The sequence below is a fragment of the Ottowia oryzae genome, assembly GCF_003008535.1.
Taxonomy (GTDB): Bacteria; Pseudomonadota; Gammaproteobacteria; order Burkholderiales; family Burkholderiaceae_C; genus Ottowia; species Ottowia oryzae.
The window spans coordinates 2,423,924-2,437,245 of record NZ_CP027666.1; the positions used below are offsets into that span (position 1 = coordinate 2,423,924).

Consider the following 13,322-nt stretch of genomic DNA (forward strand, 5'->3'; position numbering starts at 1 on the left):
GCGGCGCCCGATTGGGCCGTTGGCCAGGGTGGCCGCGTTGGGCGCTTAGCCCGGCGCCTTGCCCCGGCAAGCGCCGTAAATGTCGCGCGCGGGGTTCAGCACCGACGTTTGCACGCCCAGCAGGCCCAGGGTGCTGTGAAAGTAGTTGTCGTGCGAAATCTCGGTGTCGCGCAGCTGGGCGATGCAGCTCATGCGGATGCCGCTTTCCTGCTCAAACCCCGGCGACAGCCAGGTGACCCAGGGGATGTGCTTTTGCGTGTCGGGCGCTAGCCGGTAGGGCAGGCCGTGCAGGTACAGGTTGTTTTCGCCCAGCGATTCGCCGTGGTCAGACAGGTAGACCAGCGCCGGCGCCCAGTTGGCTTCGTGGCCTTTGAGCCAGCCGATGGTGTCGGCCAGGAACTGGTCGGTGTAGGCGACGGTGTTGTCGTAGGCGTTCACCACCTGCTCACGCGCGCACTGCTGCAGGGCGTTGGTGGTGCATTCGGGCGCGTAGCGCTTTTGTTTGGGCGGCGACCGCAGGTAGTACGCCGGTCCGTGGCTGCCCATCTGGTGCATGAAGACGACCACGCCGCGCGCGCGGCGCTCGGGCGGTAGCTGAGCGATGCGTTCATCCAGGCCGCGCAGCATCACCTCGTCCAGGCATTCGCCGTTGCTGTTGCACAGGCCGGGCACCTGCAGCTCGCTGTCGTCCACCTTGGGGACGCGGTCGCACACGCCCTTGCAGCCGCCGGCCTGGTTGTCTATCCACAGCACGGCCAGCCCGGCGCGCTGCAGCACGTCGGCCAGGCCTTCGGTGTTGGCGGTGCGGTCGGCAAAGGGTTCGCGATCCAGCGGCGAGAACATGCAGGGCACCGACGCGGCGGTGTTCGTCCCGCACGACCAGGCGTTGCGAAAGCTGACGACGCCGGCGCGTGCCAGCTCGGGCGTGGTGTCGCGCGCGTAGCCGTTCAGGCCGAAATGGTCGGCGCGTGCTGTTTCGCCCACCACCATGACCACCAGCGGCGGCTTGGCGCCGGGTGCCAGCGCGGGCAGGCGGGCGTCCTCGGCTATTGGCAGCACGGCGGCGCCGTTGCGCTGCACCGGTTTGCGCCCCACCATGGCCAAGGCGTAGAAGGTGTTGACCGGGTTGATCAAATAGCGCACCTGCTTGTGGTTGCGCATGGTGGCGGACAAATCTTGAAAGAACAGGCCGCCAGCGCCCGCCAGTACAGCGGCAGCAGCTATGAACGCGATAGCATTCCAAAGCGCCTGCCGCGCCGCACCGGGCCAGCGCAGCGGCAGGCGCCAAAGCAGCACGGCGGGCAGCACGCCGGTAAGCAGCAAGCTGCCCACCATGCCCCAGCTGAGCAACTCGCGCGCTTCGCGCCCGTCGGTCAGCAGCACATTGACCATCATCGTCGGGTCGATCACGATGCCGTAGGTGCGCATGAAGTAGGCGCCGCCCGCGGCCGTCAGCACGCAGATGGCCACGGCGGGCTTGAGCGTCCAGCGCCAGGTGAACAGCGCCAGCACCATGACCAGCATGGCCATCACCCCCACGCCAAACGCCAGGCCAAAGGCCAGGCCGCGCGCATTGCCCAGCTCAGGCAGCGCGGCCAGCGCCCGCCACAAGGGCAGATTGCCGACCACGGCCATCCACAACGCCGCGAGCAGCACGCAGACCCACGGCGAGAACCGGCGGGCGGCAAACAGAAAACGGCTGGGCTTGGTTTCAGGCAGCCTCGCGCCTGTCGAAATCGGTGCCGGCATGGCGGTGAGTGTGAGGACGGGGACTGAGCGCAGCCTTAAGCCGCGCAGGGGTGAGACAGGCTTGGCTTGGCTTCGGACGGGGGGCTCAAAGCAACGCCCCGGAAGGGTCCGGGGCGTCGTTCGCGCAGGTGACGGGCACAGGCCGGCCGTCAGGCCGCGCCGTCCTGGCCGCCCCACGCGGCCTCAGGCGCCAAAGAAGCTCTTGAGACGATCGGTCCAGCTTTCGGCGCTGGGCGAATGCTTGGCGCCGCCTTTGCGCAGCGAATCGTCAAACTCCTTGAGCAGCTTTTTCTGGTGCTCGGTCAGCTTGACGGGGGTTTCCAGGCTGATGTGGCAGTACAGATCGCCTGGGTAGGACGAGCGCACGCCCTTGATCCCCTTGCCGCGCAGGCGGAACTGCTTGCCAGCCTGCGTGCCTTCGGGAATGTCGATGGCCGCCTTGCCGCCCAGCGTGGGCACCTCGATCTCGCCGCCCAGCGCCGCAGCGGCAAAGCCGATGGGCACCACGCAGTGCAGGTCGTCGCCGTCGCGCTCGAAGATGTCGTGCTTCTTGATGCGGATTTCAATGAACAGGTCGCCGGGCGGCCCGCCGTTGGTGCCGGGCTCGCCGTTGCCCACGCTGCGGATGCGCATGCCGTCGTCGATGCCGGCGGGGATCTTCACCTCCAGCGTCTTTTGCTGTTTGATCTTGCCCTGGCCGTGGCAGGTGCTGCAGGGGTCCTTGATGGTCTTGCCCGTACCGCGGCAGTGCGGGCAGGTCTGCTGCACGCTGAAAAAGCCCTGGCGCATCTGCACCACGCCCTGCCCGTGGCAGGTGGTGCAGGTGGTCACGCTGGTGCCGGGCGTGGCGCCCGTGCCGTGGCAGGTGGTGCAGTCGTCCCAGCTGGGGATGCGGATCTGCGCGTCCTTGCCCTCGGCGGCTTCCTCCAGCGTGATTTCCATCGCGTAGCTGAGGTCGGTGCCGCGGTACATCTGGCGGCCACCGCGCCCGCGCCCACCGTTGGCGCCAAAGATGTCGCCGAAGATGTCGCCAAACGCCTCGGCGAAGCCGCCGAAGCCTTCGGCGCCGCCGCGCATGCTGGGGTCGACCCCGGCGTGGCCGTATTGGTCGTAAGCGGCCCGCTTTTGCGGATCGCTCAGCATTTCGTAGGCTTCCTTGACCTCTTTGAACTTCAGCTCGGCCTCTTGCGCGCTGCCCTGATTGCGGTCAGGGTGGTACTTCATCGCCAGCTTGCGGTAGGCCTTCTTGATCTCGTCGTCCTCGGCGTTCTTCGGAACGCCCAGCACTTCGTAGTAATCACGCTTGGACATGGATGGGGGTCAGTGGGCAGTAGTTGAAAGGGACGGCAAGCCGGTCAGCCCGAAGGCTGGGCGTTGCGGCGGGCGTAATCGGCGGCCAGCTGGCCCACCAGGCTGCGCCCAGGGTTGTCGGGCGAGGCCCATTGGGCCGGGGGAAACAGATCGAACAGGCCGACCTTGAAAAGTGTCGGGATGGCCATTTCGAGCTCGCGCTCCACAGCGCCGCGCTCACCCTGGTTGTACAGGCCGATGTTGCACAAAACCGTGGCCACGGTGCCGGTCTGCACGCGCGTACCGTCCTTGAGCGTCACCGCTGGCAAGGTTTGCCCGTCTTCCACGATCTTCTGGTTGACTTGGCGCAGCGCGTCGGTCTGGGCAATGGGTTGGCCGGTCATGGGTGTTGAGGCACAGGGTAAAACGGTCAAAGATAGAGCAGGGGCGGGCGCTGGGCGCTTTCAAAATGCGAGCAGGCTGCACCTACAGCCGCATATCGGGGCGCCACCGCCAGTCTGCAAGGGCGAACCAAGGCAGCCTGGCCTGCTGGCCAACCATGGATTGTCGCGCCAGCGCGGCCGGGTGCCGCTGATCCAGCCTGCACCGGGGCCGTTTTTGCGGCGCCGGACATGCAAAGCGGGGCCCGAGGCCCCGCCATGCACCGTTCAGGTGACCGAATCAGTCTTTCTTGACTTCCTTGACTTCCGCGTCCACCACGTTGTCGTCGCCCGCGGCGCCGCCAGCGGCTTGGGCCCCGGCGTCGCCACCGGCAGCGCCTGCAGCGGCAGCCTGGTCAGCGTACATCTTCTCGCCCAGTTTCTGGCTGGCGGTCATCAGCGCTTCGGTCTTGCTGTCGATCGCGGCCTTGTCGTCGCCTTTCAGGGCTTCTTCCAGGTCCTTGATCGCGGCTTCGACCTTGTCTTTTTCGCCAGCGTCCAGCTTGTCGCCGTGCTCGCCCAGGGTTTTGCGCACGCTGTGGATCAGCGCGTCGCCCTGGTTGCGAGACTGCACCAGCTCGACCTTTTTCTTGTCTTCGGCAGCGTTGACTTCGGCGTCTTTGACCATTTGCTCGATCTCGCCCTCGGACAGGCCCGAGTTCGCCTTGATCGTGATCTTGTTTTCCTTGCCCGTGCCTTTGTCCTTGGCGGACACGTGCAGGATGCCGTTGGAGTCGATGTCAAACGTCACCTCGATCTGGGGCATGCCACGGCTGGCCGGGGGAATGCCTTCCAGGTTGAACTCGCCCAGCAGCTTGTTGCCAGAGGCCAGCTCGCGCTCGCCTTGATAGACCTTGATGGTCACCGCCGGCTGGTTGTCTTCAGCCGTCGAGAAGGTCTGCGAGAACTTCGTCGGGATGGTCGTGTTCTTGGTGATCATCTTGGTCATCACACCGCCCATGGTCTCAATGCCCAGGGACAGCGGGGTGACGTCCAGCAGCAGCACGTCTTTGCGGTCGCCCGACAGCACCTGGCCTTGAACGGCGGCGCCAATGGCCACGGCTTCGTCGGGGTTCACGTCCTTGCGCGGCTCTTTGCCGAAGAACTCCTTCACCGTTTCCTGCACCTTGGGCATGCGGGTTTGGCCGCCGACCAGGATCACGTCGCTGATGTCGCCAATCGACAGGCCGGCGTCTTTCAGCGCGGTACGGCAGGGAGCAATGGTGCGTTCGATCAGCTCGGCGCATAGGCTGTCCAGCTTGGCGCGGGTCAGCTTGATGTTCAGGTGTTTCGGGCCCGAAGCGTCGGCGGTGATGTAGGGCAGGTTGATGTCGGTCGACATGGCGCTCGACAGTTCGATCTTGGCCTTTTCAGCGGCTTCTTTCAGGCGCTGCAGGGCCAGCACGTCCTTGGACAGGTCGACGCCAGACTCTTTCTTGAACTCGCCGATCACGTATTCGATGATGCGCTGGTCGAAGTCTTCGCCGCCCAGGAAGGTATCGCCGTTGGTGGCCAGCACTTCGAATTGCTTTTCGCCGTCGACGTCGGCAATCTCGATGATCGACACGTCGAACGTGCCGCCGCCCAGGTCGTACACCGCCACCTTGCTGTCAATCTTGCCGCCTTTTTCCAGGCCATAGGCCAGGGCAGCCGCCGTCGGCTCGTTGATGATGCGCTTGACATCCAGGCCAGCGATGCGGCCAGCGTCCTTGGTGGCTTGGCGCTGCGCGTCGTTGAAGTACGCGGGCACGGTGATGACGGCCTCGGTCACGGCCTCGCCCAGGTAGTCCTCGGCGGTTTTCTTCATCTTGCGCAGGATTTCAGCGCTGATCTGGGGCGGTGCCAGTTTTTCGCCGCGGGCTTCCACCCAGGCGTCGCCGTTGACCGCCTTGACGATCTCGTAAGGCATCAGGTGGATGTCCTTTTGCACTTCGGCGTCGTCAAATTTGCGGCCGATCAGGCGTTTGACGGCGTAGATCGTGTTCTTGGGGTTGGTGACGGCCTGGCGCTTGGCCGGCGCGCCAACCAGCACTTCGCCGTCGGCCACGTAGGCGACGATGGAAGGCGTGGTGCGCGCGCCTTCGGCGTTTTCGATCACCTTGGTGGAGTTGCCCTCCATGATGGCCACGCAGGAGTTGGTGGTGCCAAGGTCAATACCAATGATTTTTGCCATGAGTCTTCTCCGAGAATCTTCTGCTTGAAGAATGTGAGTGAAATGAATGGGTAAAAGCTGCGGCTGCTGCGGGTGATTTCAAGCGCCCGCAGCGCCGCGAAATGTGAACAGAGCCTTATTGCGGCGCGGCCACGGTGACCAGGGCAGGGCGCAGCACGCGGTCGGCGATCAGGTAGCCTTTTTGCAGCACGGCGACCACGGTGTTGGCCTCTTGGGCGGCAGGCACCATGCTGATGGCTTGCTGGCTGGCAGGGTCGAACTTGCTGCCGGGCGCGGGGTTGACCTCGACGACCTTGTTGCGGTCCAGCGCGCTCAGCAACTGGCGCAGCGTGGCTTCAGAGCCTTCGCGCAGCTGGTCGGCCGTGGCGTTCTGCACGTTCAGGCTGGCTTCCAGGCTGTCCAGCACGGGCAACAGGCTCTCGGCAAAGCCTTCGATGGCGAACTTGCGCGACTTGGCGATTTCCTCATCGGCGCGGCGGCGTGCGTTTTGCGCGTCGGCCTGCGCGCGCAGGGCCTGCTCGGACAGTTCGGTGTTCTGGGTCTTGAGCTGGGCCAGGTCGGCCTGGGCGGCTTGCAAGGCGGCAATCGCGTCGGCCTCGTTGGCGGCGGCCGCGGCCTCCAGCTCTTCAGCGCTCATCGGCGGATCGTGCTCAGCGCCGGGCGCGCCAGCGTAAAAAGGATTGGGTTGGTCGGACATGTTGTGGTTTTTTGCTGCGAATGTTCGATACACGAATATGGCATAGCTTCAAGTGGGTATTGAGGCACCGCTTTCAAGCCTGAAACCGCTCAAACAGCCTGAATTTTGCAGATCTGGCCGCTCTCAGGGCCCGATTTGCACAAAAAAACGGCAAACGGGCTTGGCGAACGACCAACTTGGTCGCCCGCCGCAGTGAAAACGCCGCCTGCTGGCGGCGCTTCAAACGGGGGCTTGGGTTGCCTGGCGTATCGCTGCAGGCGCCGCGCTAGCAGGCACTGGGGCAGCGATCAGTCGCTCAGGCCCAGCAGTTCCACGTCGAACTTCAGCGTGGCGTTGGGCGGAATCACGCCGCCGGCGCCGCGTGCGCCGTAGCCCATTTCGGGCGGGATGATCAGCGTGCGCTGGCCGCCCACGCGCATGCCGGCCACGCCCTGGTCCCAGCCCTTGATGACCATGCCATCGCCCAGCGGAAACTCGAACGGGTCGTTGCGGTCGCGGCTGGAGTCGAACTTAGCGCCTTGCTGGCCGTCGGTGTAGAGCCAGCCGGTGTAGTGCACCAGCACGGTCTGGCCGGTCTTGGCTTCTGCGCCGGTGCCGGGCACGGTGTCGATGATCTGCAGTCCGTTGGTGCTCATGTGAATGCTTTGCTCAGGTAGGTTGATTGCTATGGAATCAGTAGCTGCTGGCGCCCGTTGCGCGGGCGCCAGCGCCTTGATTCATGCTGAAGCTGGAAGGAAAAAAAGCGGCCGTGGCCGCTTTGCTGGAATGCCCATTGACTGGCGCGATTCATGTGCGCCAGCCCATCTGGATCACTTTTTCTTGGACTGGGCTGCCACCCATTTGGTGGCGAAGGCTTGCAAGTCCGACAGGCGCTTGACCAGATCGGCACCGCTGGGGGTGAGGCTGTAGCCGTCGGCGCCGTGCGTGACCAGGTTGGCGGCGCGCAGCTCTTTCAGGCGGGTGTTGAGGGTGTTGGGGGTGATGCCGCCCACGCTGTCTTGCAGCAGACGAAAGGTCTGGGGATGGCCATCGCGCAGGGCCCACAGCACGCGAATGGCGTAGCGCGCCTCAAGCAAGGCCAGCAGCTGGCCAGTGGCGGCGTTTTCTTTTGAACTCATGTTGGGCTTCTCCTCGGGTGACGGGGTTGCGTGGAATAACTATAGCGCAAATCTGTAGCACGCTAGCAGTTTCATAGCTCGCTTCGCCGGCCCATAGTGGGTTGAGCGCTACAAAAACCAGATTTTCCGAGGGGCGCCGCCTGCCCTCTGGTTTGTACACTTTTTGCAACAATTGGGGCTTCGGCGGCTCTGCTGGGGCGGCTTCGGGGGCCGGTTGGCCGCAGGCACGGCTTGAATCGCTGCTCGCCGACCGGCCCGCGCCACCGTCGGTCAAGCGCGGCGCGGCTCAGACGTGTGAAACGCTATGGATAGCGTAGCTGCCGCCGCAGGCGCGTCGGGCGTTGGAGGCCGATTTGTCTGCCCATTTTCACCTCGCCAGCGTGCGCGGCCCTAACTGCACTGCTGCCGAATGAAGTCGGGCACCGGGATGGCCTGCAGCCGCCCGCCTTCGGGGTGAACGCAAAACGCACGCGTTTCGCGCCCTTCGCACACCAGCTGATCGCCCTTGAACACCTGGTGGTGCTGCACGAAGGTCTTGGCGCTCCAGGTTTCGACGCTGGTGCGCACCTGCAGCGCGTCGCCGTAGGTGGCCGGGCGCACGAACCGGGTGTGGATTTCCACCAGCGGCGTGCCGATGATGCCGGTGGTCTTGACCAGCTCGCGCCAGGGCGGAACGCCGCACGCCATGAAGAAGTGCAGGGATGAGGCGTCCATCCACTTGCTGAAGTTGGGAAAGAAGACGATGCCGGCGGGGTCGCAGTCGCCAAACATCACGTTCACGTCGTACACGGTGGACTTGCTCATGCGGGGCGATCCGGCAGGTGGGGGCGTTCGGGGCGCGTGGCGGTCGTTCGGCTGTGGTGCGCGGCGCTCACGTGGGTTTCATCTTGGCCGCCTTGCCGCCCAGAAAGGCGCGCACGCGGGTTTTCGCCTCGGGCGCGGCCTGGGCGATGGCGGCGATGAGCGCCTCTGTCATTAGGCCGTGGTCGCCAGGCTGTTCGGCGATGCGGGGCAGGGTGTGGGTCAACGCGTAGTTGGTCAGCGGCGCGTTGGTGGCGATGCGCGCAGCCAGCGCCAGCGCCTTGTCCAGCGCGGTGCCCGCGGGCACCAGGTACTGCGCCAGGCCCACGCGTTCGCCTTCTTCGGCGTTGTAGGTGCGGCCGGTGAGCATCATGTCGGTCATGCGGGCCACGCCGATCAGCTTGGGGATGCGCACGGCGCCGCCGCCACCCACGAAGATGCCGCGCGTGCCTTCGGGCAGGGCGTAGAACGTGGTCTCGTCGGCCACGCGGATGTGCGCGGCGCTGGCCAGCTCCAGCCCGCCGCCCACCACCGCGCCGTGCAGCGCGGCCACCACGGGTACGGGGCCGAATTGCACCGCGTCGAGCGCGGCATGCCACATGCGCGAGTGGTGCAGGCCCTGGCCCGCGTCGCGCTCTTTCAGCTCGGCCAAGTCCAGGCCTGCGCAGAAATGGTCGCCCTCGCCGTGCAGCACGGCGGCGCGCACGGTGTCCGGCAGGTTCTGGAAAGCATCGCGCACGGCCAGCATCAGGCTGTCGGACAGCGCGTTGCGCTTGGCGGGCCGGCTCAGCCGCACCACGGCGATGTCGTTGTGCTCGCCCGCCAGTTCGACGGACAGTTCGGGGTGGGCGGGGCCTTGGGCGTTGGGGGCGGGGTTGCGCATGGGGTGTGCGGTGGGTGTGTACGGGGTGGGTCAGGGGGAAGGCTTGTTCAAGTCCGCCTGCGCCGGTCACTTTATGCGATGCGCGGCTTGGTAGAAACCCGCGGTACCGCGGCCGCCGGCGCGGGCGTCGGCACGGTAGCATCAACCAGAACGCGCGCCGACCCAAGGCGCCATGAAGCAGGCCACCCCGCCCAGCCGGGGCCGCCACACCCACTTGAAGGAGAAAACACCATGCGCCGCCGCCACCTGCTCATCGCCACCGGCATCGCTGCAGGCGCCGCAGGCGCGCCGTGCGTGTGGGCGCAAAAGCCGTTTCCCAACAAGGCGATCCGCATCGTGGTGCCCAACGCGCCCGGCGGCGCGGCGGACATCACCGCTCGCGCCGTGGGCGAGCACATGGCGCGCAGCCTAGGCCAGCCGGTCGTGATCGACAACAAGCCCGGCGCGGGCGGCGTGGTGGCGGGCCAAAGCGTGGCCAGCGCGCCGGCCGACGGCTACACGCTGCTGCTGATCTCCAGCGGCAGCGCGGTCAGCGAGGCCTTGTTCAAGGCCTTGCCCTTCAACACGCAGACGGCGTTTACGCCGGTGGGCGTGCTGGCCACGTTCGATCTGGTCATCGTGTCGGCGGGCAACGGCAGGTTTCAGTCGCTGCGCGATCTGATCGCGTACGCGCGCCAGAACCCCGGCAAGGTGAACCTGGGCACGCCCAGCCTGGGCACCACGCAGCACCTGGCGGCCGAGTGGTTCAAGACCGCCGCGCAACTCGATCTGCAGGTGGTGCCCTTCAAGAGCACGCCCGACGTGATCACCGGCATTCGCAGCGGCACGCTGGACGCGGGGCTGGACATCCTCAGCCCGCTGCTCGCGCAGATTCAAAGCAAGGCGCTTCGCCCGCTGGCCGTGACGGGCGCCAAGGCCTCGCGTGTGCTGCCCGACGTGCCCACGGCCCAATCGGCGGGCGCGCCGGGCTTGAACGCCAGTTCATGGAACGGGCTGGCGGCGCCCGCCAAGACGCCGCCCGACGTCATCGCGCGTCTGAACAAGGCCGTGAACGCCGCGCTGGCCGACCAAGGCGTGCGCACGCGGCTGGAAAACCTGAACCTGGACCCGCACCCTGGCACGCCGGCAGACGCGGCGCGCCTGCTGAGTGGCGACATTCACCGCTGGAAGCAGGTGATCGCCAAGGCGGGCATCGCCCGGCAGTAGACGCGGTAGGAGGCTGGTGCGGCGCGCTTCGCGCCGTGACCCAGAATCACGGTCAAATCGCCCTCCAGCGCAGGCTGCACCAGCGCTGGTAGCTATCAAATCAGAAGCGGATGCCGGCCGGGTTGGTGGTGGTGCGCTGCGGTGCCACAGAGGGCGCGGGCGGAGCTTCAGGCGCAGAAGCGGCCGCGCTGGCAGCAGCGGCGGGCGCGGCGGCCACAGGGCGTGCGGCCACCAGCGGCGCCGCAGCCGGGCGGCGGTAGGTGGACGGCAGCTGCGACGACTTGGGGTAGCCCGCCGCATCCAGGTACTGTGACCATTCGGCGTCAGAGAAACCGCTCAGGCGCTGGCCGCCCACGGTGGCCACGGGCAGATTGGTGTCGCCCGTCAGGCGCTGCAGAGCCTTGACATCGGCGTCTGTGTTGACGGTTTTCTCTGTGAACGGGATACCGCGGTTCACCAGCAGGTTGCGGCCCGAATCGCACGGCGCGCAATCTTTTCCGCTGTACAGCGTGACCGGAAAGCGCTGCGCGACCTGGTTCAGCTGATAGGGCAGGCCGCCGGCGCTGCTGCCGCCTGCGCCGGTGCCAGCCCCAGCGGGCGCGTTGTCGCGGGCGTTGGCCGCGGGCGGTTTGTCCGAATACACGACGCGCCCGTCGGGCCCGACCGAGCGGTAGACCTGGGCGGCGGCGCTGCCGGCCATCAAGGCCAGCGCGGCGCCCGTGGCAGCAGCCAAGGCAAGGCGATCACGAAACGTCGAATGCAGCATCGGGCTAAAACTCCTGAACCAGCGCGTTGAGCGGTTGAACTTTCAAAAAGGCGGCTTCAGGCCATGCCCTGGTGGCGCAGCAGTGCGTCCAGCGAAGGCTCGCGCCCGCGAAACGCCTTGAACGACTCCATCGCCGGGCGACTGCCACCGGCTTCCAGAATGGCCTGGCGGTATTTTCGCCCGGTTTCGACGTTGGGCGACCCATCAGCGTTGGCCGTTTCCTCGAAAGCTGCATAGGCGTCGGCACTCAGTACCTCGGCCCACTTGTAGCTGTAGTAGCCCGCCGCGTAGCCGCCGGCAAAGATGTGGCTGAAGGTATTGGCCATGCGGTTGAACACGGGCGGGTGAATCACCGCCACCTCGCGGCGCACCTCTTCCAGCAGCGACTGGAAGTCGGCTGCGCGGGCTGGCTGGGTGTGCAGCAGCATGTCGAACAGCGAAAACTCGATCTGGCGCAGCGTCTGCATGCCCGCCTGGTAGTTCTTGGCGGCGGTCATCTTGTCAAACAGCGCGCGCGGCAGCGGCTCGCCCGTGTCGACGTGCGCCGTCATGTGGCGCAGCACGTCCCATTCCCAGCAGAAGTTCTCCATGAACTGGCTGGGCAGCTCGACCGCGTCCCACTCGACGCCGCTGATGCCGGACACGTCGTGCTCATCCACCTGCGTCAGCATGTGGTGCAGGCCGTGGCCGAATTCATGAAACAGCGTGGTGACGTCGTCGTGCGTGAGCAGCGGCGGCTTGCCGTTGACGCCTGTGGCGAAGTTGCACACCAGTTGCGCCACGGGCGTTTGCAGCTTGCCGGTGTCGGGGCGCAGCCAGCGGGCGCGTACGTCGTCCATCCAGGCGCCGCCGCGCTTGCCGGCGCGCGCGCTCGGGTCCAGGTAGAACTGGCCGAGCAGCTGGCCGTTGCGCTCGATGCGGTAGAACTTCACCGAGGGGTGCCACACGGGGGCGCTGTCTTCGCGGATCTGCACTTCGAACAGCGTCTCGACGATCTTGAACAGCCCCGCCAGCACCTTGGGCGCCGGAAAGTACTGCTTGACCTCTTGCTCGCTGAAGGCGTAGCGCGCTTCCTTGAGGTGCTCGCTCACGTAGGCCAGGTCCCAGGCCTGCGGGTCGGCCATCTGCAGCTTGTCGGCGGCGTAGGCGCGCAGGTCGTTCAGGTCGCGCTCTGCAAACGGCTTGGCCTTGTCGGCCAGCGTGCGCAGGAAATCGACCACCTGTTGGGGCGATTCGGCCATCTTGGGCACGAGGGACACTTCGCCAAAGTTGGCGTAGCCCAGCAGTTGCGCCTCTTCCTGGCGCAGCGCCAGCAACTCGCGGATGATGGCGGTATTGTCGAACTTCGCCGCTTCGCCCTCGGACTGGTCCGACGCCCGGGTGACGTAGGCGCGGTACAGGCGCTCGCGCAGGGGCGCGTGGCTGCCAAACTGCATCACGGGCAGGTAGCTGGGCAGCTTCAGGGTCAGCTTGTAGCCGGGCTGGCCACCGGCTTCGGCGGCTTCACGGGCGGCGGCCTTGATGTCGTCCGGCACGCCGGCCAATTCGTCCTCGGTAGCGAAGTACGCAAAGCTGTCGGTGGCGTCGAGCGCGTTTTCGCTGAACTTCTGCCCCAGCTCGGCCATGCGGGCCTGGATGGCCGCAAAGCGCTCTTTGGCGGCGCCTTGCAGCTCGGCGCCGCCCAGCACGAAGCCGCGCAGCGCGTTGTGCTGCGCGCGGCGCTGCTCGTCGTTTAGCGTGGCGGGGTCAACGGCCTTGTACTTGGCGTACACGCGCTCGTCGGAGCCCAGGTTGGTATAGAACTCGGTCACCTTCGGCAGCGCGGCGTTGTAGGCGGCGCGCAGCTCAGGCGTGTCGGCCACGGCGTTCAGGTGGCTGACGGCGCCCCAGGCGCGGCCCAGCTGCTCGGTGGCCACGTCCAGCGTTTGGGCGATGGTTTTCCAGTCGGCGGGAAAGTCGGGCGCCACCACTTTGTCCAGCGCGCTCTGGGATTGCGCCAGCAGCTGGTCGATCGCGGGCGCCACGTGCTCGGGGCGGATCTGATCGAACAGCGGAAGATCGGTGAAGTCGAGGAGGGGATTGGCGTGCGACTCGGTCACGCGGGGTGCAGACTGGGACATGGCAGGTATTTAGAGGCAGCGGGCGTTTTCTCAAGCCGAACGCACCGGGGCGGCCATGCAGCAAGTGCTGTCTGCCGCC

At 66.3% G+C, this 13,322-nt stretch carries 12 protein-coding genes; 1 reads left to right on the plus strand and 11 read right to left on the minus strand.

All coding sequences use genetic code 11. The annotated features are described in order from the left end of the window. Window positions 1-45: 45 nt before the first annotated feature. The 9 genes from C6570_RS11125 to C6570_RS11165 all read right to left on the minus strand — a co-directional run bounded on the left by C6570_RS11125 (window position 46) and on the right by C6570_RS11165 (window position 9,151). Complete coding sequence (locus C6570_RS11125) at window positions 46-1,749, minus strand: phosphoethanolamine transferase (RefSeq protein ID WP_106703265.1); 1,704 nt, start codon at window positions 1,747-1,749, stop codon at window positions 46-48. A 183-nt stretch (window positions 1,750-1,932) separates the two neighbouring features. After that, window positions 1,933-3,060, minus strand: coding sequence for a molecular chaperone DnaJ (gene dnaJ / locus C6570_RS11130; protein ID WP_106703266.1), 1,128 nt, complete (start codon window positions 3,058-3,060; stop codon window positions 1,933-1,935). Window positions 3,061-3,104: 44 nt separating this feature from the next. Then, window positions 3,105-3,443: a DUF7709 family protein gene (locus C6570_RS11135; RefSeq protein WP_106703267.1), complete on the minus strand. Its 339-nt coding sequence runs from the start codon at window positions 3,441-3,443 to the stop codon at window positions 3,105-3,107. A gap of 277 nt (window positions 3,444-3,720) precedes the next feature. Further along, window positions 3,721-5,652, minus strand: coding sequence for a molecular chaperone DnaK (gene dnaK / locus C6570_RS11140; RefSeq protein ID WP_106703268.1), 1,932 nt, complete (start codon window positions 5,650-5,652; stop codon window positions 3,721-3,723). A 115-nt stretch (window positions 5,653-5,767) separates the two neighbouring features. Beyond that, entirely contained in the window at window positions 5,768-6,289 is a 522-nt protein-coding gene (grpE, locus tag C6570_RS11145) for a nucleotide exchange factor GrpE (protein WP_245896473.1), read from the minus strand. A 347-nt stretch (window positions 6,290-6,636) separates the two neighbouring features. Beyond that, window positions 6,637-6,984: an FKBP-type peptidyl-prolyl cis-trans isomerase gene (locus tag C6570_RS11150; protein ID WP_106703270.1), complete on the minus strand. Its 348-nt coding sequence runs from the start codon at window positions 6,982-6,984 to the stop codon at window positions 6,637-6,639. A gap of 174 nt (window positions 6,985-7,158) precedes the next feature. Next, window positions 7,159-7,467, minus strand: a complete 309-nt coding sequence (locus tag C6570_RS11155) for a winged helix-turn-helix transcriptional regulator (protein ID WP_106703271.1) — start codon at window positions 7,465-7,467, stop codon at window positions 7,159-7,161. A gap of 390 nt (window positions 7,468-7,857) precedes the next feature. Then, window positions 7,858-8,271 carry an acyl-CoA thioesterase gene (locus C6570_RS11160; protein WP_106703272.1) on the minus strand — a complete coding sequence of 138 codons (414 nt, stop codon included), beginning with the start codon at window positions 8,269-8,271 and terminating at the stop codon, window positions 7,858-7,860. Between the two features lie 67 nt (window positions 8,272-8,338). Beyond that, entirely contained in the window at window positions 8,339-9,151 is an 813-nt protein-coding gene (locus C6570_RS11165; protein WP_106703273.1) for a crotonase/enoyl-CoA hydratase family protein, read from the minus strand. 231 nt (window positions 9,152-9,382) lie between these two features. Here C6570_RS11165 and C6570_RS11170 point away from each other — a divergent pair, with 231 nt between their 5' ends. Further along, window positions 9,383-10,357: a Bug family tripartite tricarboxylate transporter substrate binding protein gene (locus tag C6570_RS11170; RefSeq protein ID WP_106703274.1), complete on the plus strand. Its 975-nt coding sequence runs from the start codon at window positions 9,383-9,385 to the stop codon at window positions 10,355-10,357. A 100-nt stretch (window positions 10,358-10,457) separates the two neighbouring features. Here the strand turns inward: C6570_RS11170 and C6570_RS11175 are convergent, their stop codons facing one another. Both C6570_RS11175 and C6570_RS11180 read right to left on the minus strand, forming a co-directional pair. Beyond that, on the minus strand, window positions 10,458-11,123 hold the full coding sequence (locus C6570_RS11175; RefSeq protein WP_211297589.1) for a glutaredoxin family protein: 666 nt from the start codon (window positions 11,121-11,123) through the stop codon (window positions 10,458-10,460). A 56-nt stretch (window positions 11,124-11,179) separates the two neighbouring features. After that, a complete protein-coding gene (locus tag C6570_RS11180) occupies window positions 11,180-13,243 on the minus strand; it encodes a M3 family metallopeptidase (protein ID WP_106703275.1) in 2,064 nt (687 codons plus the stop codon). Window positions 13,244-13,322: the final 79 nt, after the last annotated feature.